The following is an 18,662-nucleotide window of genomic DNA, read 5'->3' on the forward strand; positions in this document are numbered from 1 at the left end:
GCATGAGCAGCCTTCCCACCAAGGCGGACATCCTGCAGTGGATCTCCGACAACCCCGCACTGACGTCGAAGCGCGACATCGCAAAGGCGTTCGGCCTCAAGGGCGCCGCGCGCGTCGACCTCAAGCGCCTGCTGAAGGAGCTGGAAGGCGAAGGCCATCTGACCAGGCGCAAACGATCCCACGACGACCCGAACCGCCTGCCGCCGGTATCTGTCCTGCGGGTCCTCGGGCCCGATCGTGATGGCGATCTGTTCCTGGCACCGCAGGACTGGCAGGGCGACGGGCCGGAACCCCGAATCCTGTTCCTGCCGGCCAAGGACGACCCCGCCCTGGCCGAGGGCGACCGCGTGCTGGCACGGCTGACCCAGGTCGACGCGCCGGACCATGGCTTCGAGGCGCGGCTGATCCGCCGTCTTTCGACCGGACCGCGACGCGTTCTGGGCGTGTTCCGCACCGGCAGCGAGGGCGGCCGGATCCTGCCGGTGGACAAGGGCAGCGACCGCGAATGGCTGGTCCCGTCCGGCCTCGCCGAAGGCGCCCGCGACGGCGAACTGGTCGAGGCGGAGCAGACCGGGCCGAAGGGCCGCATGGGCCTGCCCCGGGCGCGGATCGTGACTCGGCTGGGCGATCCCGGGGCCGCGAAGGCGGTCAGCCTGATCGCCATCCATCAGCACGGGCTGCGCGACGATTTTCCCGATGCGGCCATCGCCGAGGCCGAGGCGGCCCGTCCCCCCGAACTGGGCGATCGGACCGACCTGCGGGATCTGCCGCTGATCACCATCGACCCGTCGGATGCGCGCGACCATGACGACGCCTGCTGCGCGGCCCCCGACGACGATCCGAAGAATCCCGGGGGCCATGTCATCTGGGTCGCCATCGCCGACGTGGCGGCCTATGTCCGCCCGGGCAGCGCGCTCGACCGGGAGGCACGGGAACGCGGCAACTCCACCTATTTTCCCGACCGGGTCGTCCCGATGCTGCCCGACGCGCTCTCGGGGGACCTGTGTTCCCTGCATGAGGGCGTGAACCGGGCCTGCATCGCGGTCCGCATGCAGATCACGGCCGAGGGCGAAAAGGTCGGCCACCGCTTCGTGCGCGGCCTGATGCGATCGCCGGCCAGCCTGCACTACGAAGAGGTGCAGCAGGCGATTGACGGCAGCCCGACCTCGCGGACCATGCCCTATCTGGAGGACGTCCTGCGCCCGCTCTACGCCGCGTATCGGGCATTGGGTCGCGCCCGCGCCCGTCGTCAGCCCCTGGACCTGGACCTGCCGGAACGCCGGATCGTCCTGTCCGATGCGGGCGAAGTGACCTCGGTCGCCTTCCGCGACCGGCTGGACGCGCACCGCCTGATCGAGGAGTTCATGATCCTCGCCAATGTCGCCGCCGCCGAGACGCTGGCCGCAAAGCGCACGCCGCTTCTCTACCGCGTCCATGAGGAGCCGGGCCCCGAGAAGATCGAAAGCCTGCGCGAGACCGCGCGGGCTTCGGGGTTCAGCCTGCCGAAGGGGCAGGTCCTGCAGACCGCGACGCTCAACCGCCTGCTGCACGACGCGGCCGACACCGAGTTGAGCGAGCTGATCTCCATGTCGACGTTGCGGGCGATGACGCAGGCCTATTACAGCCCCGACAATCTGGGACATTTCGGACTGGCCCTTGGCCGATACGCGCATTTCACGTCGCCCATCCGCCGCTATGCCGACCTGATCGTGCATCGCGCATTGATCACGGCGCATGGATGGGGACCGGATCCGGCCGCGGACGGCCTTTCCGAGTGGGATGTCGAGCATCTGGAGGCCACGGCCAAGCAGATCAGCGAATCCGAGCGGCGCTCGATGATGGCCGAGCGCGACACCAACGACCGCTACCTGGCCGCGTTCCTGGCCGACAAGATCGGCGCGGAGTTCGAGGGTCGCATCTCGGGCGTCCAGGCCTTCGGCGTCTTCGTGCGCCTCGATGAAACCGGGGCCGACGGCCTGATCCCGGTGCAGTCGCTGGGGCGGGAGTACTTCCGCTACGACCGCGATTCGCAGGTCCTCACGGGCACCGACACCGGCACCGAGATCGGCCTGGGCCAGCGTGTCACCGTCCGCCTGGCCGAGGCCGTGCCGGTCACCGGGGGCCTCGTGCTGGAGCTTCGGTCGATCGAGGGCGAGGCCCGCAAGGTCGAACCCCGCGGCCGCGGCAAACCGGCAAAGGGCCGCGGCAAGCGCAAGCCGCGCAAGGCGCCCGGACGACGGAGGTAGGGACGACATGACGACGCGGGCTAGACGCGCAATCGGCGGGCCGCTCGCCCTGTTGCTTCTCGCGGCGGACCCGCACTGGGCCGGCGCGCAGACCGGCGGGACCGTTCGACCCCAGGCGCGGCCGGATCGTGTTTCCACGGCGGACCTGACGACGTGGGTCGGCGAATTTCGCATGCGCGCGCTGGCCGCCGGGATCGACGCCGCGACCTTCGAGCGGGCCTTGTCCGACGTGCGACGGCTTCCCGACGTGATCCGCCGCGACCGCAGCCAGACCGAGTTCACCAAGACCATCTGGGACTATCTGGACGCGGCCGTCAGCGAGTTGCGGGTGTCGAACGGCCGTCGCGCGATCGAACGGCACCGGGACGCGCTGATCGCAATCGAGGATCGATATGGCGTCCCCAAGGAGATCGTGGCCGCCATCTGGGGGCTGGAGAGCAGCTATGGCGCATTCCGCGGCGACATCCCCACGCTGTCGGCCTTGGCGACGCTGGCCGCGGATTCCCGCAGGGGGGCGTTCTTCGAGGAACAGCTGCTGGCGGCGCTGCGGATCCTGCAGGACGGCGAGACCACGCCTGCGGCGATGCGCGGCAGTTGGGCAGGCGCCATGGGCCACACCCAGTTCATGCCGGCCTCCTATCTGGAACACGCGGTCGATTTCGACGGCGACGGCCGGCGCGACATCTGGGGCGACGCACCGCTGGACGCGCTCGCCTCGGCCGCCGCATACTTGGCCGCGAATGGCTGGACCAAGGGGCAGCCCTGGGGCGTGGAGGTGATCCTGCCCGACGGGTTCGACTATCGCCTGACGGGAGAGCGGGTCGAGAAAGTGCCGTCCGACTGGGCGGCCCTGGGCGTCCGATCGGCGACCGGCGGTGCGCTACCCGAGGGCGGCCCCGCGTCGATCCGCGTGCCTGCGGGGCACGAGGGCGCGGCCTTCCTGACCTTCGCGAATTTCCGCGTGCTCGAGGCCTATAACACCGCCGACGCCTATGTGATCGGTGTGGGGCATCTGGCCGACCGCCTTGCGGGGGCGCCGCCGCTTGCGTCGGGCTGGCCACGTGGCGACCGGGCGCTGACCCATGGCGAGCGCATCGAGCTGCAGGAGCGGCTGCGGGCGGCCGGCTTTGACCCGCTGAAGATCGATGCGCGTATCGGGCCCGACACGCTGGACGCGATCCAGCGGTGGCAGCAGGCGGAGGGTCTGGTCCCCGACGGCTATGTCGACCCCGATCTTCTGGACCGTCTTCGGAGCCGCTAGCCCGCGCCACCCTCGCGCGCCGTGCCGGTGTCTTCGTTCACGCGCTGACGCATCCGGGTCAACAGGTCCGAGGATTGGCGGGCGAGGTCGCGCACCTCCTCGGCGATGACCCGGAACGCGCGACCGGAGGGGCCGCCGGCCCGCGCCGCCTCAACCGACGCATTGATGGAGATCATGCCGATCATGCGACCGATCCGGCCCATATCCGTCAGCATCGCATCGAGAAGCGCGGCCCGTTCCGACACGCGCGCCAAATTGCGGGCCGCGTCGCCGCGGGCACGCTGCTGAAGGGCGCCCATCACGTCGTTCATCGCCGGCACGATCCGTACCCGTGTATCGGTCGCGAACTGCGCGGCGTCGGATCGCCGCATGGCCCGGGGCGGATCACCGAACCCCCGGATCCGTCGCGCAAAATCGACCACGATCCGTCGCGCCGCCGGGGCGTGAGCTTCCAGCGCCGGATCCGCGCCGTGGTCGATCACCGGCCGAACCGCGGCGAGATAGGATTCGCGAAGTTCCACGAGGTCCACCAGATGCTGCGTCCGCTCCGCCTCCGTCTCCGCGGTGGCGGCCTGCAGGGCGAGCAGCCCGATGCCATAGGCCAGCCCGCGCGTCCGTCCGATCGCGGCGATCGTCTCGGTGGCATAGAGCGATGGTGCCCGGTCATCGAAGGGCCCGGGCGGCGGAGGATTGTCGTTCGATATGCGTTTCGGCGCGGGGATGCCGCGACCGTTAGCGGGACCGTGCTGCCAAGACCTTAACCGGCGTGTCGCGCCGGCGCGCGAAGGGCCCCAAAGCCGTAGTGCTTCAGCCACCGCAGATCGCTGTCGAAGAAGGCCCGAAGGTCAGGAATGCCATATTTCAGCATGGCGATGCGGTCGATGCCCAGACCGAAGGCGAACCCCTGCCATTCGTCCGGGTCGACGCCACCCGCCGCCAGCACCTTGGGATGCACCATTCCGCTTCCCAGGATCTCCAGCCAATCGTCGCCCTCGCCCAGCTTCAGCGTCCCGCCTTCCCAGGAGCAGCGGATGTCGACCTCGGCGGAAGGTTCGGTGAACGGGAAATGCGACGCGCGGAACCGCAGGGCGATCTCGTCGACCTCGAAGAAGGCGCGGCAAAACTCCTCGAGGCACCATTTCAGGTTCGCCATCGAGATGTCGCGGTCGATTGCGATCCCCTCCACCTGGTGGAACATGGGGGTGTGCGTCTGGTCGTAATCCGCACGATAGACACGCCCCGGACAGATGGCGCGCAGCGGTGCGCCCTGCGCCTCCATCGTCTTGATCTGGACCGGCGACGTATGCGTGCGCAGCACATGCGGCGGCCGATCGTCGCCTGGCTGCCGCGCCATGTAGAACGTGTCCATCTCGGCCCGCGCGGGATGGTGGCCGGGCATGTTCAGCGCGTCGAAATTGTACCAGTCCGTCTCGATCTGCGGCCCTTCGGCGACGCTGAACCCCATATCGGCGAAGATGGCCGTCACCTCCTCGGTGACCTGGCTGATGGGGTGTATCGTGCCGCGGCGCCGGGTGCGCGCGGGAAGCGTGACGTCCAGCCATTCGGTGCGCAGGCGCGCGTCCAGCGCCGCATCCTCCAGCCCGGCCTTGCGCGCGGCGATGGCCGAGGTGATCTCGTCCTTCAGGGCGTTCAGGCGCGGGCCGGCATCCTTGCGCTCCTCGGGGGTCATCTTGCCGAGTTCACGCATCTTCAACGCGACCTCGCCCTTCTTGCCGATCGCCGCGAGGCGGACGTCTTCCAGCGCGCCCTCGTCTTCGGCGGCCTTGATCCGATCCAGATACTTTTCGCGCAGGTCTTCCATCATCCAGCCCTCAGAGAACCGGGGCTAGCTAGCCTGCGTGGTCTTGCCTTGCAACCGGCGGTTCCGGCGGCGGGCCAACAGGTTCAGGCTCTCCACCAGGGCCGCGAAGGCCATGGCCGAATAGATGTAGCCCTTGGGCACGTGGCGCCCGAACCCGTCCGCGATCAGGACCATCCCAATCATCAGCAGGAAGGCGAGGGCCAGCATGATGACACTCGGGTTATCGGCGACGAAGCGCATGACCGGGCCGGACGCGGCGAACATGACGCCGACGGCCACCACGACCGCGGCCACCATGATCGGCAGTTCATCCGTCATGCCGACGGCGGTCAGGATCGAGTCGACGGAGAACACGAGATCCAGCAGGATGATCTGGATCAGAACGGTGCCGAAGGCCGCACTGGCGCCGCGGGGCTTACCGGTCGCGGTCTCTCCGGGGTTCAGCTTCTCGCGGATTTCGCTGGTGGCCTTCCATGTCAGGAACAGCCCGCCGGCGATCAGGATCAGATCGCGCCAGCTGAACGCGGTCTCGAAGCTGGGCTCGCCGTGCAGGCCGGGCGTGCCTTCGATGCCGAGGTCGATCACCGGGGCGGTCAGCCCGACAATCCACGCAATGCCCGCCAGAAGGACGAGGCGCAGCACGAGGGCCAAGGCGATTCCGATCTTGCGGGCCTTGTCGCGCGACCCTTCCGGCAGCTTGCCGGCGACAATTGAGATGAAGATCAGGTTGTCGATCCCAAGGACGATTTCCAGGGTCACGAGCGCGGCAAAGGCGGCCCAGGCTTCGGGGCTGGCGAGGAGGTCGAGCATGGGGGCGAACGCGGGCCGCGCGGTGCGGTTCCGCGGGCGTCAGCCTCCGGCCTCGACGGCGCGTATGGCGCGGGCCAGCGCCGTGCCGATCAGCGCGGACCCGCGCGGGCTGGGGTGAACGAGGTCGGGCGCGTAGAGGCCGGTGTCGCGCGGGTCGATCACATCGCCCGCGTCGAGGAACAGGAAACCCGGATCGCGCGCGGCAAGACGCGCCAGGCGCGCGTTCATCCTGTCGAAGGCCGGCTGGCAGGGGGTGAAGCCCGTCGGTTCCGCCGCCGCCCCGTCGTAGTATCCCACGAACGCGGCATTGGCCCCGGTGGCCCGGATGCGGGCGATCAGGTCCGGCAGGTCGCCGTCCAGGTCGGGCGAGATGATGGTGTCCAGCACCTGCGCCTCGGCCGGTGTGCGGCAAGCGTCACGGATGTCGTTGCCACCGCCGGTTATCACCACCCAGTCCCAGCCGTCGCCGCGGAACTGCTCCGAGATGTCGAAGCCGGCCAGACCCGCGAGGTCGTTCGGATTGGTGAGTTGCGCCAGCGATTGCGACGCGTCGGTCACCGGACGGTCGATCGCGGCTTCCAGCGCCTCGGGGATGCCGCGCGCACCGTTCCAGGCCATCACGCTGTCGCCGATGGCGAGGATCGCGTCGTCGGATCTGGGGCCGGCCGCGGCGCAGGCGGTCAGGATCAGCGGCAGAAGGATGAAAGGGCGCATGACGCCTCCGGGCGGCTGGGGTCTTTCAGGAACGATGCCGGGCACGCCATGGTTTCAGCCGAAGGCCGGAGCGAAGCGGACGGGCCCGGTCGGCTGGACCGCACCGAAGGCCAGACCCTGGACATGCCGCGCCGGCAGATCGGCATATGTCAGCCCCAGATCGCTGCAAAACCCGAAGCGCCCGTAATAGTCGGGATCACCGAGGAGGACGCACCCGGCCGCGCCGCCGGTGCGCAGCTGCGCCAGCCCGGTCTCGATCAGGGCGGTGCCGATTCCGCGCCGCTGCCGGTCGGGGTGTACGGAGATAGGTCCGAGCGCAAGCCACATGCCCGGCACCTGCAGCCGTGCGGGCGAAAAGGCGACATGCCCCGCAAGCGCGCCATCCACGGCGACGAGCGACAGCGCCAGGTCGCCATCGGCACGCAGGCGGTCGACGATCTCCGGCTCGTCCCCGTCCGCATGCGGCGCGACCGCGAAGGCCGCGCGGGTCATCGCATGTATGCCGGCATGGTCGTCGGGGGCTTCGGGTCGGATCAGCATGAGGACAGCCTATCCCCCCGGACACGAAAAAGGGCCCCCGAAAGGGCCCTGATCCGTCAATTCCGATCCGAAACCGGTTACGCGGCGGCCTTGGCCTGATCGACGATCGCAGCGAACGCATCGGGCTCGTGCACGGCGAGGTCGGCCAGGACCTTGCGGTCGACCTCGATCCCGGCCTTCGACAGCGCGTTGATGAAGCGCGAATACGTCATCTCGGCATCGTGGGCGCGGACGGCGGCGTTGATCCGCTGGATCCACAGGGCGCGGAAGTTGCGCTTGCGGTTCTTACGGTCGCGCGTGGCGTACTGGTTCGCCTTGTCGACGGCCTGGGCGGCGACCTTGAAGGTAGTCGAGCGACGGCCGTAATAGCCCTTCGCAGCGGTCAGGACCTTCTTGTGGCGGGCGTGGGTGACCTTACCGGAGGTTACGCGGCTCATGTCATCTCCTCCTTAGCGATCGTAGGGCATGAAGCCCTTGACGATCTTCGCGTCAGGGGCGGACAGGGTGGTCAGGCCGCGCGCATCGCGGATGAACTTCTTGTGGCGCTTGATCATGCCGTGGCGCTTACCGGCCTGGCCGGCGAGGACCTTGCCCGTCGCCGTCACCTTGAAGCGCTTCTTCGCGCTCGACTTGGTCTTCATCTTGGGCATTTCGTGTCTCCTTATCCAACGCGGACCTCGGCATCCCAATCGCCGGGCCCGCGGGCATTCGAGCGCGCCGTGTAGCGGGGTCGGCGGGGCTTGGCAAGGGCCGCTCCGGGCCGGGGAACGTGCCTGCGCCGGGTCGCCGGTCGAGGCACCGCTGGCCGATCCGGGGGAAAGTGGCGGCCGGGGCATTCGCTTGCATGAGAAGCGATGCGAATGGCCAGCCCGGAAGCAAAAACGTACCTCGGCCCAGATCCCGGATTCGAAAGCGGCCGCACGGAACCGGACTACGGCAATCGCGAAGCCGAAATCCGACCAAGCCTTCAGACAAGCTCCAGCAACTCGATTCGATTGCCATGCGGATCGTCGACATAGACGCGGCGCAGGCCCGGCAGGTCGATGTCGCGGCGCCAGGACACGCCCTGCGCGTCCAAGTGGCATGTGGCGGCATCCAGGTCGTCGACGCGGAGTCCGGGATGCGCCTTCGTCGCGGGCCGAAACGGATGGTCGACGCCCAGATGAAGTTGCAGGCCCGGCCCCTCGAACCAAAGCCCGCCGCGACCGCGCAGCGCCGCGGGCTTGGGCACCTCGGTCAGGCCCAGCACGCCGGCGTAGAAGCCGCGCGCCGCATCCTCCCCGCCCTCGGGGATCGCCAGTTGCAGGTGGTGGAGCCCCGCGATCACCGGATCACCCGCGCCAACAGTTCCACGAACGCCATCGGCACCGTCAGCCAGCCGAACCCCTCGCGGTCGCTTTCCCAGACCCAGGCCATCAATGCCGCCGCGAGCCCCGTGGCGAAGAGGCTGGCATAGCTGCGTCGTCCGTCGATCCGTGCCGAGAGGAGCGCTGTCAGACCCATCGCCGCCAGCACGACGGAAACCACGACCATGACGTCCGGGTCGCCGGGCGGCGGCAGGCCGAGATTGGGAAGGGCCGGGAATTTCGCCCACCAGACGCCGGGCGCGCCCGTCGGCGTGTCCATGTCAGTCGGCCTCGGCCCCGAAAATCTGGCGTTCGTCGCAGGGTGCGACGCGCAGGATGTTGGTGGACCCCGGGACGTTGAACGGGATGCCGGCCATCACGACGACCTGATCCGTCCCCTCGGCGAAGCCCGCGGCCTTGGTCGCGCGCACGGCCGAGACGACGGCGAACTTGAAGCGTTCGACCGTCTGCGTCAGCACGCAGTGACACCCCCAGGACAGAACCATCCGCCGCGCCGTTTCCGTAATCGGGGTCAGCGCGATGATCGGGACGCGCGGACGCTCGCGGCTGATCTTGAGCGCGGTCGAGCCGGAATGCGAGAAGCAGCAGATCGCCTTGATGTCGGTCGTCTCGGCGATCTCGCGCGCGGCGGCGACGATGCCGTCGGCCGTCGAAGTCAGCACGGAGGACCGGCTCGCCTCGATGATCTCGCGATAGGTGCCGTCGCCCTCCACCTGTTCGGCGACGGCGTTCATCGTGCGGACCGCCTCGATCGGGTAGGACCCGGCGGCGGATTCGGCGGAGAGCATGATCGCGTCCGTCCCCTCGTAGATGGCGGTCGCGACATCCGACACCTCCGCCCGGGTGGGCATCGGGCTGTCGATCATCGATTCCAGCATCTGGGTGGCCACGATGACCGGCTTGGCAGCCGCGCGGCACTGGCGGATCAGACGTTTCTGGATCGGGGGGACGGCCTGCACGGGACACTCCACGCCTAGGTCGCCGCGCGCCACCATGATGCCGTCGGACACGTCCAGGATTTCCTGGAAGGCCTCGACCGCGGCGGGTTTCTCGATCTTCGACAGGATCGCGGCGCGGCCCTGGGCGAGTTCGCGCGCCTCCTCCACGTCGGCGGCGCGTTGCACGAAGGACAATGCCAGCCAATCGACGCCCAGTCCGCAGACGAACTCCAGATCCTTGCGATCCTTCTCGGACAGGGCCGCCAGCGGCAGGACGACGTCGGGCACGTTCACGCCCTTGCGGTTCGATATCGTGCCGCCGGTCACGACGGTGCAATCGGCGAAGTCGTCGCCGCATTCCTCGACCCTGAGGCGCAGCTTGCCGTCGTTGACCAGAAGCGTCGACCCCGGCGTGAGCGCCTCGAAGATTTCCTTGTGTGGCAATTGCACGCGCGTCGAATCCCCCGGCGCGTCATCCAGGTCGAAGCGGAAGGACTGGCCCTCCTCGATCTCCGCCGAATCCCCCTCGAAGGCGCCGCAGCGCAGCTTGGGCCCCTGCAGGTCGGCCAGGATGCAGATCGGCCGGCCCGTATCCCGCTCGATATCGCGGATGATGTTGTGGCGCGACCGGATATCCTCGTGATCCCCGTGGCTCATGTTCAGCCGGAACACGTCCGCGCCGGCCTCGAACAGCGCGCGGATGGTGTCGTAGTCGCTGGAGGCGGGGCCGAGGGTTGCGACGATCTTGACGTTGCGATGGCGTCTCATGGGGCGCATTCCTTCGGATCGGGGCGTTAGCGCTCGCACCTCTGCCCTGATGGCGGACGGGGTGCAACATCCACGTGTGGGTTCGCGCGAACCCTAGACCGGGGATTCGGCCGGCGCAAAGGGCTGGCCCACCCCGGTTCGCGGCCTTAAGGGTGCGGACATGCCCGTCCCGCCCGTCCAGATCGTGAACCCCGATGCCACCGGCCGCTGGGTCGTCACCTGCGACCACGCGACCAACCGCGTCCCCCCCGAGGTGGCCGGTGGCGACTTGGGCATCGCGCCCGCCGACATGGCGCGTCACATCGCGTGGGATGTCGGCGCCGCCGGCGTCACCCGGCATCTGGCCGCACGACTGGGGGGAACCGCCGTCCTGTCGGATTTCTCGCGCCTCGTGATCGACCCGAACCGGGGCGAGGACGACCCGACCCTTCTGATGCGGCTTTATGACGGCACGATCATTCCGGCCAACCGCCATTCTGACGCGACCGAGCGGGAGCGGCGGCTGGAACTGTTCCACCGCCCCTATCACCACGCCCTGGCCGAGGTTCTGGCCGCCCGGGACGATCCGGTCATCTGTTCGATCCACAGCTTCACGCCGCAGTTGCGGAACCGTCCGCCGCGTCCCTGGCAGGTCGGCGTGCTGTTCGCCGGCGACCGCCGCCTGTCGGACCCGCTCATCGCGCGGCTCGAGGCCGATGGCAGCCTCTGCGTGGGGATAAACGAGCCCTATGGCGGTCATCTGCCGGGCGATGCGATGGACCGGCACGCACTGTCCACCGGACGGCTGCATGTCTTGATCGAGCTGCGCAACGACCTCATCTCGGATGATGGAGGGCAGCGTCACTGGGCCGAGCGCCTCGCCCCGTTCCTGGAAGCCGCATTGGAGGATGTTCGCGATGACCCAGATGGATGATGCCACCCGGATCGAGGTCGAGGCCGCCGCCTTCCGGCGCCTCCGCCAACACCTAATCGAGGACCGGCCCGACGCGCAGAACATCGACCTGATGAACCTGGCCGGGTTCTGTCGGAATTGCCTGTCGCGATGGTACGGCGAGGCCGCGGCCGAGCGTGGACATGATATGTCCAAGGACGAGGCGCGGGAGGCATTCTACGGCATGTCGATGTCCGAATGGAAATCGCGTCACCAGACCGAGGCGGACCCGGCATCGCAAGCCGCGTTTCAGGAGAGCTTCGCCCGCAACGTCGGACAGGAGTGATCCGTTCACGGATCGCTGACTTTGGAACCGGGCGCCCGCGCGCTAGACTGCCCTCGGAAGGAGCGCATATGACACGCACCCTGATCATCGCCGCGCTGGTCTGCGCCGGTCCGCTCGCCGTGCCCGCCGTGGCCCAAGGCGTGTTCATCGACCCGCCGCCCACGGTCGTGCAGCCGATGCCGCTGACCGGCAAACGCGCCCATGTCGCCCGCGAATTGCGCCATTTCGGCTTCGGCGCGGTCGACATGTCGCGGCTTTCCAACCGGAAGGTGGTCTTGCTCGACAATGCGATCCACTCGAACCGCTCCCAAGGCGAAAAGGCGAACCGTATCGCCTCCATCCTGCGAGGTGGGGGTCTGCTCCAGGGGATCGTCGACGGCTTCGGTCGGCGGAACTGACCCGCGCTACGCCGTCTCGACCGTCGCGCTTCTCTCCTTCGCTGGCCCCGTCCGGGCGCACGCGACCGGGACGGCACCCCCCCTCGACCCAGGTTAGATGGCCGCCTTCCGGCTCTCCTCCATATAGATCTCGCGCAGCCGCGCCGCCACCGGGCCGGGGGTGCCATCCCCGACCGCGGTCCCATCGATCCGCACCACGGGCGTCACGAAGCTGGAGGCCGAGGTGATGAAGGCCTCGTCCGCCGCGCGGGCCTCCTCTACCGTGAACGGGCGTTCCTCGACGCGCATCTGTGCCTCGCGGGCGAACCCCAGGACCGCCCTGCGGGTGATGCCATGCAGGATCTCTTCGCCCAACTGCCGTGTGACGATGGTGCCGTCCTTGACGATATAGGCGTTGTTCGAGGTCCCTTCGGTCACGTGCCCGTCCTCGACCATCCAAGCGTCGTCCGCCCCCTCGGCCCGGGCCATCATCTTGCCCATGCTGGGATAGAGGAGCTGGACCGTCTTGATGTCGCGACGACCCCAACGGCGGTCGGGGATCGTGATCACGGACATGCCCGTCCGGGCCAAAGGGTTGTCCGCCAGACCGGGCTTCGCCTGCGTGAACAGAACGAGGGTCGGCGGCGTGTCATCGGGCGGATAGAGGAAATCCCGGTCGGCCGCGCCACGCGTGACCTGCAGATAGACCAGGCCGTCCTCGATGCCGTTGCGCGCGATCAGATCGCGGTGGATTGCCAGAAGATCCTCCTCGGGTACGGGGCTGCGCATGTCGAGCGCATCCAGCGACCGCGTCAGGCGCGCGGCATGACCCGGAAAATCGACGAGCTTGCCACCGAGGACGCTCGTCACCTCATAGACGCCGTCGGCGAATAGGAACCCGCGATCGAAGATGCTGATGCGGGCCTGATCCTCGGGCAGGAACTCTCCGTTCACGTAGACGGTGCGCATGGGGTCCTCCGCTGGTGTCGGCACCCTCTTGCGGGTGGCACCCCTGGCGGTCAAGCCTGCGGATGCCGCGCGAGCGACGCGCGCCCCTGGCGCAGACGCCATTCCAAACCCCGGCGCTCGGAAAGCCGGCGCTGGAACTAACCCGCGGTCAGCAGGCCCACCGGGTCCGTTCCCGACCTGACATAATCGAGCGGTGCGGCATCGCGTGCGGCCGTCGCACGCTTGAAGACGTAACGCATCGTCGTGTCGGTCGGCGCGGCGGCCACGATCAGGACCGACCGCAGAAGCTGCGCCCCCTCGTGGATCTCGACCAGGCCGCGAAGCTTGGGCGCCACGTCGAGGGCGACCTCGAACCCCTCGTCGTCGTAGGCCGCGATCGGATACCAGTCTTCGCCGACATGCACGCGCATCCGGCCGCCGGTCGCGCGCCGGTCGCGATCACGGGCGCGCGCCAAGCCGTCGCGCACCTCCTTGGGCAGATAGTTCAGTGTGGAATCGTCCATTTTCGGTCCCCCAACCGGGTCTCCGACCGGAGACTGGAAGACAAACGTGAAAAGCACGTGACAGGTTCCCGAAACTTCGCCGGCGCAGGCGTCAGGCGCGGGGACGCGGGCGGAGCACATGCGGCATCGAAGGGTCGTAGAGCGCCGAGTCGCGGAACGCCTCGACCTCGCCCAGGGCGGGACCTACCAGGATCAGCGCGGTCCGCGTGATCTTGGCGGCCCGGACCCGGCCGTGAATGTCGGCCAACGTCCCCTGCAGGAACGCCTCGTCCGGCCAGCCGACCCGGTAGGCCACGACCACCGGACAGTCGCCGCCGTAATGCGGGCGCAGCACGCGTTCGATCTCGCGCAGGTTTCGAATGCCCAGATGGATCGCGAGCGTCGCGCCGGTGCGGGCGAAATTCTCCAGCGTCTCTCGCGGCGGCATCGAGGTGGATTTCATGCTGACCCGCGTCAGGACGATGGATTGCGCCACTTCCGGCACCGTCAGCTCGCGCCCGAGTGCCGCGGCCGCGGCCGCGTAGGCCGGCACCCCCGGCGTGATGTCGTAGGGGATGCCGTCGCGGCGCAGAAGGCGGATCTGCTCGGCGATCGCACCGTAGAGCGACGGATCGCCCGAATGAACCCGCGCCACATCCTGGCCCGCGGCATGGGCGGCCGCGATCTCGGCATGGGTCTCGTCCAGCGTCATCACCGCCGTATCCAGCACGCGCGCGCCCTCCGGGGCCTCGGCCACCACCGCCTCGGGCACCAGCGATCCGGCATAGAGGCAGACCGGACAGGACCGGATCAGCCGCTGCGCCTTGAGCGTCAGAAGTTCCGGATCACCCGGACCGGCACCGATAAAATGAACCGTCATGTGCTAGGCTCCCCGTCATGATCGTGCATCCCGAAGATTTCGTTCCCGCCTTCGTCGCCGCCTGGATGGCCCGGGACGGGACCGCACTGGCCGACCTCTTCGTCGCCGATGCGGATTTCGTGAACGTCGTCGGGATCTGGTGGGAGGACGGTGACGCCATTGCCAAGGCCCACAGCTATGCGCTCGAGAGCTTCTTCGCGCGGTCGCGTCTGGTGTCCGGGCGGGTGAAGATCCGCGTGATGGGCGACGTGGCGCTGATCCACGCGCGAATGCGCTTGTCGGGTCAGCTCGCGCCCGACGGGACCGAGGCGCAGGCGCGCACGACGATCCTGTCCTTCGTCCTGCACCGCGACGCGGAATGCTGGCATGCCGTCGCCGCCCAGAACACCGACGTCGTTCCCGGCGCCGAAACCCATCTTTCGACGGACGGAAAACTGTCGCCACGCGACTACCGTGCGTGATCCTTCCTCTGGCCCGAAATACCTCGGGGGACGGCCGCAGGCCGGGGGGCGGCGCCCCCGTTCGCCCCTCATGCCAGATCTCCGCCGGTCATCTTGCGGGCATAGCCGCGCGGCGTGAACATCCGCTTGCCGTCGCCGGTGCGCACGAGCCGTGTGTTGGACGATCCGACCAGGACGACGGTCATCATGTCGATCTCGTCCACGTCCACCGCGTCGAGGCTGCGATAGCGCAGATGCTCCTCGGGCCGTCCCAGCGAGGTGGCCAGCAGGACGGGCGTGTCGTGGGGGCGGTGCTCCAGCAGGATGTCGCGGGCCATCGGCAGCAGGTCGCGGCGGCGCTTCGACACCGGGTTGTAGAAGGCGATGACGAAATCGCCCTCGGCCGCGGCGCGCAGGCGCCGGACGATATCCTCGCGCGGCGTCAGCAGGTCCGACAGCGAGATGGCGCAGAAATCATGGCCCAGCGGGGCGCCCGCGCGGGCCGCTGCGGCCTGCAGGGCGCTGACGCCGGGGGTGCAGACGATCTCCACGCGCCGTGCCGCGTCCGTCACCGCGCTGTCATCGGTCCGCGCCATCAGTTCGAACACCAGCGCACCCATGGCGTAGATCCCCGCATCGCCCGAACAGATCAGCGCGACGTTCTGTCCCTCGCCCGCCCGCTCCAGCGCGTGACGACAGCGCGCCTCCTCGCCCCCCAGCGGAAAGTCGGCACGCGGCTTGCCGGCCGCCAGCGGGCCCAGCAGGTCGATGTATAGGCCATAGCCGACAAGTTCCTCGGCCTCGGCGATCAGCCGCGAGGCTTCGGGCGTGCGCCAGCCGGACTGGCCCGGGCCGATGCCGACGATGCTGACCCGCCCGCGCGGGCGGCCCTTATGGCTGGTGACCGGGTCGGCGGCACAGGCGAGCGCGGCGGTGGTGTTCGCGGTCTTGCGCTTGGCCACGACGATCTCGCCTCCGCCCGCGGCCAGCGCGGCGGCCTCGGCGACCGAAGGCGTGCCGACCTCCGCCCGGACCACGTCGGACGGGTTCGGCACCTCGATCCGCGCCAGTTCGTCGGCCGCGAAGGCGCGGAGGGGGCGATCCAGTCGGGCGGCGAGCGCGTTCATCGCCGGCTCGTCCAGCTTCAGGTCCAGCGTGTTGACGCTGGACACGGCACCGGGCGCGATGCCCGCTTCGGCCAGGACGGCCTGCACGTTCTCCCACAACTCCGCCGGGTCGGCATCGCGGGCGCAGCCGACGCCGAGCGTATGGCGCAGCGGATGGTAGACCAGCCTGGCGGAACCGCCCGGCTCGGCGGTTTCGGTCACGGCGATCTCGACCGCGTCGCCCCGCGGCAGGTCGAACAGGGCCTCGCCCGTCATCCGCGCGCCGCCGCCGGAGAGGAGCGCCGCCATCACGGGCTTGGCGTCCTCCGGGTTGGCGAGCACGTAGCCCGCCGGCGGCTCGTCCAGTGCCACGCCAAGGGCCACGTCGCCCGCGGTTGTGACGGCGGCGACCCCGCCCAAGGCGTCGGCCACGGTCCGCGCCAGCCGGTTGGCGCCCCGATGCCCACCGAGAAGGGGGACCACGACGCGACCGTCATCGGCGACCGAGATGACCGGCGGCTCCGTGGTCTTGTCGACCAGCATGGGGGCCACCGCACGGATCAGGATACCGCTGGCGCAGATGCCGATGATCGGGTGCCCTGCGGCGAAGAGGTCGCGGATATGGATCAGTGCATCGGGGAACGTGACATCGGCCCCGGTCCGGTCCGCGCGGCCGTGAAGGGGGCAATCGAGGGCTTCGGCAACGCGGCGGGCCGTGTCCTCGCCCGCGGAGTTGAGACACAGGACGATGGGGGTCAGAGCCATGGATCGGCGCCTTTCGTGACGAGGATCATGGAGAAATAGGGCGCGTCGTCCGGCGCTTCGGCCAAGGGCAGGATGCGTTCCGCACCCAGCGTCGCACGTTCGACATAGGTGCCGTCCAGCCCTTCGGCGGCGAGCAGCGCGCGCAGGCGCGGCAGGTGGCGTCCGACCTTCATCAGTACGAGCGTGTCGGCGGCACGCAGATGGCTGCGCAGGGCGTCGTCGGGCAACGGGCCGGGCAGGATCGACATGACCTCGTTCCGCGCCGTCAGGGGCAGCGCGGCGCGCGCGGCGCAGGCCGTGAGCGAGGTGACGCCCGGCACGATCTCGACCGGAAAGCGATCCTTCAGACGGGAGAAGAGATACATGAAGCTGCCGTAGAAGAACGGATCACCTTCGCAGAGGCAGACGACGTCCCGACCGTGTTCCAGGGCCTGCGCGATCCGCGCGGCGCCGTCGTCATAGGCGGCCTGCGCAGGCGCACGGTCGCGGGTCATCGGCACGTCGATGCGGATCTCGGTCGCACCCTCGGGGATCAGGTCGGCGGCGATGCCACGGGCGAGGCTGTCGCCGCCCGCGAGGGCCGGATAACAGACCGTTGTCGCCGTCTCGATCAGATGCGCGGCGCGGCGGGTGATCAGATCCGGATCGCCGGGGCCGAGGCCGACGCCGTAGAGGACACCGCTCATCGCTTGACCAGCGACCATTGCGTGACGCCCATCGACGGGCGCCAGCCGCGGAAGCGCCCGACCGGTTCGGCGCGTTCGACGCCGATCCGCACAAGCTCGCCGCCATGCTTCTCGTGGAGCGCGATCAGGACCTGCTCCGATTCAAGGGTCACCGCGTTGGCGACCAGCCGGCCCAGCGGTTTCAGCGCGGCATGGGCGGCGTCGAAGACCCTCTCCGACAGGCCGCCGCCGATGAAGACGGCATCGGGCGCGGGCAGGTCTGCGATGGCTTCGGGGACCTTTCCGTCGCGCAGGTCGAGGCGGGGGGCGCCCAGGGCCAGCGCGTTCTCGGCCGCCATGGCGCGGCGGTCGGCACGGGGTTCGATGCCGATGGCGCGGGCGGACCGGGCGGCGCGCATCCATTCGATCGCGACCGAGCCGGAGCCGGTTCCGATGTCCCACAGGAGCGCGCCGCGCATCGGCATCAGCTTGGCCAGCGTGGCGGCGCGGACCTCGCGCTTGGTCATGGTGCCGTCGCTGCGGAAGAGGTCGTCCGCGAGGCCCGGGACCCGCGGCAGCAATGCCGCATCGGGGGCGGCGATGCAGTCGACGGCGAGCGTGTTGAAGGCGGGGACCTCGTGATCCCAAGTCTCGGCAATGCCGTCGAAGCGCGACTCGGACGGGCCGCCCATGTTGGCGAGGACGGTCATGCGGGACTGGCCGAAGCCGCGCTCGGCCAGGAATTTCGCGATCTGGCCAGGGGTCTCCGCGCCGGTCGTCAGGATCAGGAGACGCGCGTCGGGCTGGATAAAGGCGATCATCTGATGGACCGGGCGGCCATGGACGGTGAGCGTCTCCAGATCGGCCATGGACCAGCCCATGCGGGCCGCGGCGAGTTGGAAGGCCGAGAGCTGCGGGTGATAGGCGATCTGGCCCGCGGGGATGGCGCGGCCGATGCGGGCGCCGACGCTGAACCACAACGGATCGCCGGTGGCGAGGACGACGACCCGCTGGCCGCGAAAGGCTTCCAGCGTGCCGATGAGCGCGTCGAACGGACTGGGCCAGGCGACGCGGCGCGCGGTCACGCGGTCGGACAAGGTGTGGTGGCGGTCGCCGCCGACGATGATCTCGGCGGCCTCCACCACGGCGCGGGTGGCGGGGGTCAAGCCGTCGAGGCCGTCCTCGCCGATGCCGACGATGTGGAGCCACGGGGCGTCAGCCATGGGATGCGGTCTCGGGTGAATGGCGGGGGATCCACGGGTGATCCGACTCCGACGCGCGAAACGCGGGGCTGG

Annotated in this window: 22 protein-coding genes; 6 read left to right on the forward strand and 16 right to left on the reverse strand. The window is 69.2% G+C overall.

Annotation, left to right across the window (positions count from 1 at the left end; translation table 11 throughout):
* Positions 1 to 2: 2 nt before the first annotated feature.
* Positions 3 to 2,246: a ribonuclease R gene (gene rnr, locus MWU52_RS09955; protein ID WP_246951581.1), complete on the forward strand. Its 2,244-nt coding sequence runs from the start codon at positions 3 to 5 to the stop codon at positions 2,244 to 2,246.
* A gap of 7 nt (positions 2,247 to 2,253) precedes the next feature.
* On the forward strand, positions 2,254 to 3,507 hold the full coding sequence (locus tag MWU52_RS09960) for a lytic murein transglycosylase (protein ID WP_246951583.1): 1,254 nt from the start codon (positions 2,254 to 2,256) through the stop codon (positions 3,505 to 3,507).
* Here the strand turns inward: MWU52_RS09960 and MWU52_RS18095 are convergent.
* From MWU52_RS18095 to pyk, 10 genes are all read right to left on the reverse strand, one after another.
* The gene (locus tag MWU52_RS18095; protein ID WP_246951585.1) at positions 3,504 to 4,322 is read right to left on the reverse strand and encodes a methyl-accepting chemotaxis protein; all 819 of its coding nucleotides are present in this window, start codon (positions 4,320 to 4,322) and stop codon (positions 3,504 to 3,506) included. The two genes, MWU52_RS09960 and MWU52_RS18095, sit on opposite strands and share 4 nt — an antisense overlap.
* Positions 4,265 to 5,329 carry a phenylalanine--tRNA ligase subunit alpha gene (gene pheS / locus MWU52_RS09970; protein WP_246952849.1) on the reverse strand — a complete coding sequence of 355 codons (1,065 nt, stop codon included), beginning with the start codon at positions 5,327 to 5,329 and terminating at the stop codon, positions 4,265 to 4,267. The genes MWU52_RS18095 and pheS overlap by 58 nt, the downstream gene beginning before the upstream one ends.
* A 24-nt stretch (positions 5,330 to 5,353) precedes the next feature.
* Complete coding sequence (locus tag MWU52_RS09975) at positions 5,354 to 6,139, reverse strand: TerC family protein (RefSeq protein WP_246951587.1); 786 nt, start codon at positions 6,137 to 6,139, stop codon at positions 5,354 to 5,356.
* 39 nt (positions 6,140 to 6,178) lie between these two features.
* Positions 6,179 to 6,853: an SGNH/GDSL hydrolase family protein gene (locus MWU52_RS09980; protein ID WP_246951589.1), complete on the reverse strand. Its 675-nt coding sequence runs from the start codon at positions 6,851 to 6,853 to the stop codon at positions 6,179 to 6,181.
* Between the two features lie 54 nt (positions 6,854 to 6,907).
* On the reverse strand, positions 6,908 to 7,393 hold the full coding sequence (locus MWU52_RS09985) for an N-acetyltransferase (RefSeq protein WP_246951591.1): 486 nt from the start codon (positions 7,391 to 7,393) through the stop codon (positions 6,908 to 6,910).
* A 77-nt stretch (positions 7,394 to 7,470) separates the two neighbouring features.
* Positions 7,471 to 7,830 carry a 50S ribosomal protein L20 gene (rplT, locus tag MWU52_RS09990; protein ID WP_246951593.1) on the reverse strand — a complete coding sequence of 120 codons (360 nt, stop codon included), beginning with the start codon at positions 7,828 to 7,830 and terminating at the stop codon, positions 7,471 to 7,473.
* A gap of 12 nt (positions 7,831 to 7,842) precedes the next feature.
* Positions 7,843 to 8,043 (reverse strand): 50S ribosomal protein L35, encoded by a 201-nt coding sequence (gene rpmI, locus MWU52_RS09995; protein WP_246951595.1) that lies wholly within the window; start codon positions 8,041 to 8,043, stop codon positions 7,843 to 7,845.
* 317 nt (positions 8,044 to 8,360) lie between these two features.
* Positions 8,361 to 8,720: a VOC family protein gene (locus MWU52_RS10000; RefSeq protein ID WP_246951597.1), complete on the reverse strand. Its 360-nt coding sequence runs from the start codon at positions 8,718 to 8,720 to the stop codon at positions 8,361 to 8,363.
* Positions 8,717 to 9,019 carry a hypothetical protein gene (locus MWU52_RS10005; protein WP_246951599.1) on the reverse strand — a complete coding sequence of 101 codons (303 nt, stop codon included), beginning with the start codon at positions 9,017 to 9,019 and terminating at the stop codon, positions 8,717 to 8,719. Before MWU52_RS10005 ends, MWU52_RS10000 begins: the two co-directional genes overlap by 4 nt.
* 1 nt (position 9,020) lies before the next feature.
* Positions 9,021 to 10,466, reverse strand: a complete 1,446-nt coding sequence (gene pyk, locus MWU52_RS10010) for a pyruvate kinase (protein ID WP_246951601.1) — start codon at positions 10,464 to 10,466, stop codon at positions 9,021 to 9,023.
* A 160-nt stretch (positions 10,467 to 10,626) separates the two neighbouring features.
* Here pyk and MWU52_RS10015 point away from each other — a divergent pair, with 160 nt between their 5' ends.
* From MWU52_RS10015 to MWU52_RS10025, 3 genes are all read left to right on the forward strand, one after another.
* Positions 10,627 to 11,379 carry an N-formylglutamate amidohydrolase gene (locus tag MWU52_RS10015; protein WP_246951603.1) on the forward strand — a complete coding sequence of 251 codons (753 nt, stop codon included), beginning with the start codon at positions 10,627 to 10,629 and terminating at the stop codon, positions 11,377 to 11,379.
* Positions 11,372 to 11,683: a DUF1244 domain-containing protein gene (locus tag MWU52_RS10020; RefSeq protein ID WP_246951605.1), complete on the forward strand. Its 312-nt coding sequence runs from the start codon at positions 11,372 to 11,374 to the stop codon at positions 11,681 to 11,683. The genes MWU52_RS10015 and MWU52_RS10020 overlap by 8 nt, the downstream gene beginning before the upstream one ends.
* 68 nt (positions 11,684 to 11,751) lie before the next feature.
* The gene (locus tag MWU52_RS10025) at positions 11,752 to 12,081 is read left to right on the forward strand and encodes a hypothetical protein (RefSeq protein WP_246951607.1); all 330 of its coding nucleotides are present in this window, start codon (positions 11,752 to 11,754) and stop codon (positions 12,079 to 12,081) included.
* Between the two features lie 93 nt (positions 12,082 to 12,174).
* On the opposite strand, the gene MWU52_RS10030 is transcribed toward MWU52_RS10025, so the two are convergent.
* The 3 genes from MWU52_RS10030 to cobM all read right to left on the reverse strand — a co-directional run bounded on the left by MWU52_RS10030 (position 12,175) and on the right by cobM (position 14,391).
* Positions 12,175 to 13,029, reverse strand: a complete 855-nt coding sequence (locus MWU52_RS10030) for a D-amino-acid transaminase (protein WP_246951609.1) — start codon at positions 13,027 to 13,029, stop codon at positions 12,175 to 12,177.
* Between the two features lie 137 nt (positions 13,030 to 13,166).
* A complete protein-coding gene (locus MWU52_RS10035) occupies positions 13,167 to 13,532 on the reverse strand; it encodes a hypothetical protein (RefSeq protein ID WP_246951611.1) in 366 nt (121 codons plus the stop codon).
* A gap of 91 nt (positions 13,533 to 13,623) precedes the next feature.
* Positions 13,624 to 14,391, reverse strand: coding sequence for a precorrin-4 C(11)-methyltransferase (gene cobM / locus MWU52_RS10040; protein WP_246951613.1), 768 nt, complete (start codon positions 14,389 to 14,391; stop codon positions 13,624 to 13,626).
* 17 nt (positions 14,392 to 14,408) lie between these two features.
* Here cobM and MWU52_RS10045 point away from each other — a divergent pair, with 17 nt between their 5' ends.
* Positions 14,409 to 14,852: an SgcJ/EcaC family oxidoreductase gene (locus tag MWU52_RS10045; RefSeq protein WP_246951615.1), complete on the forward strand. Its 444-nt coding sequence runs from the start codon at positions 14,409 to 14,411 to the stop codon at positions 14,850 to 14,852.
* A gap of 68 nt (positions 14,853 to 14,920) precedes the next feature.
* On the opposite strand, the gene cobJ is transcribed toward MWU52_RS10045, so the two are convergent.
* The 3 genes from cobJ to cbiE are packed head-to-tail and all read right to left on the reverse strand — an operon-like array spanning position 14,921 to position 18,590.
* The gene (cobJ, locus tag MWU52_RS10050; protein WP_246951617.1) at positions 14,921 to 16,702 is read right to left on the reverse strand and encodes a precorrin-3B C(17)-methyltransferase; all 1,782 of its coding nucleotides are present in this window, start codon (positions 16,700 to 16,702) and stop codon (positions 14,921 to 14,923) included.
* On the reverse strand, positions 16,693 to 17,388 hold the full coding sequence (gene cobI, locus MWU52_RS10055) for a precorrin-2 C(20)-methyltransferase (RefSeq protein ID WP_246951619.1): 696 nt from the start codon (positions 17,386 to 17,388) through the stop codon (positions 16,693 to 16,695). Before cobI ends, cobJ begins: the two co-directional genes overlap by 10 nt.
* Complete coding sequence (gene cbiE / locus MWU52_RS10060; RefSeq protein WP_246951621.1) at positions 17,385 to 18,590, reverse strand: precorrin-6y C5,15-methyltransferase (decarboxylating) subunit CbiE; 1,206 nt, start codon at positions 18,588 to 18,590, stop codon at positions 17,385 to 17,387. The genes cobI and cbiE overlap by 4 nt, the downstream gene beginning before the upstream one ends.
* Positions 18,591 to 18,662: the final 72 nt, after the last annotated feature.

This window comes from Jannaschia sp. S6380 (assembly GCF_023015695.1).
Lineage (GTDB): Bacteria > Pseudomonadota > Alphaproteobacteria > Rhodobacterales > Rhodobacteraceae > Jannaschia.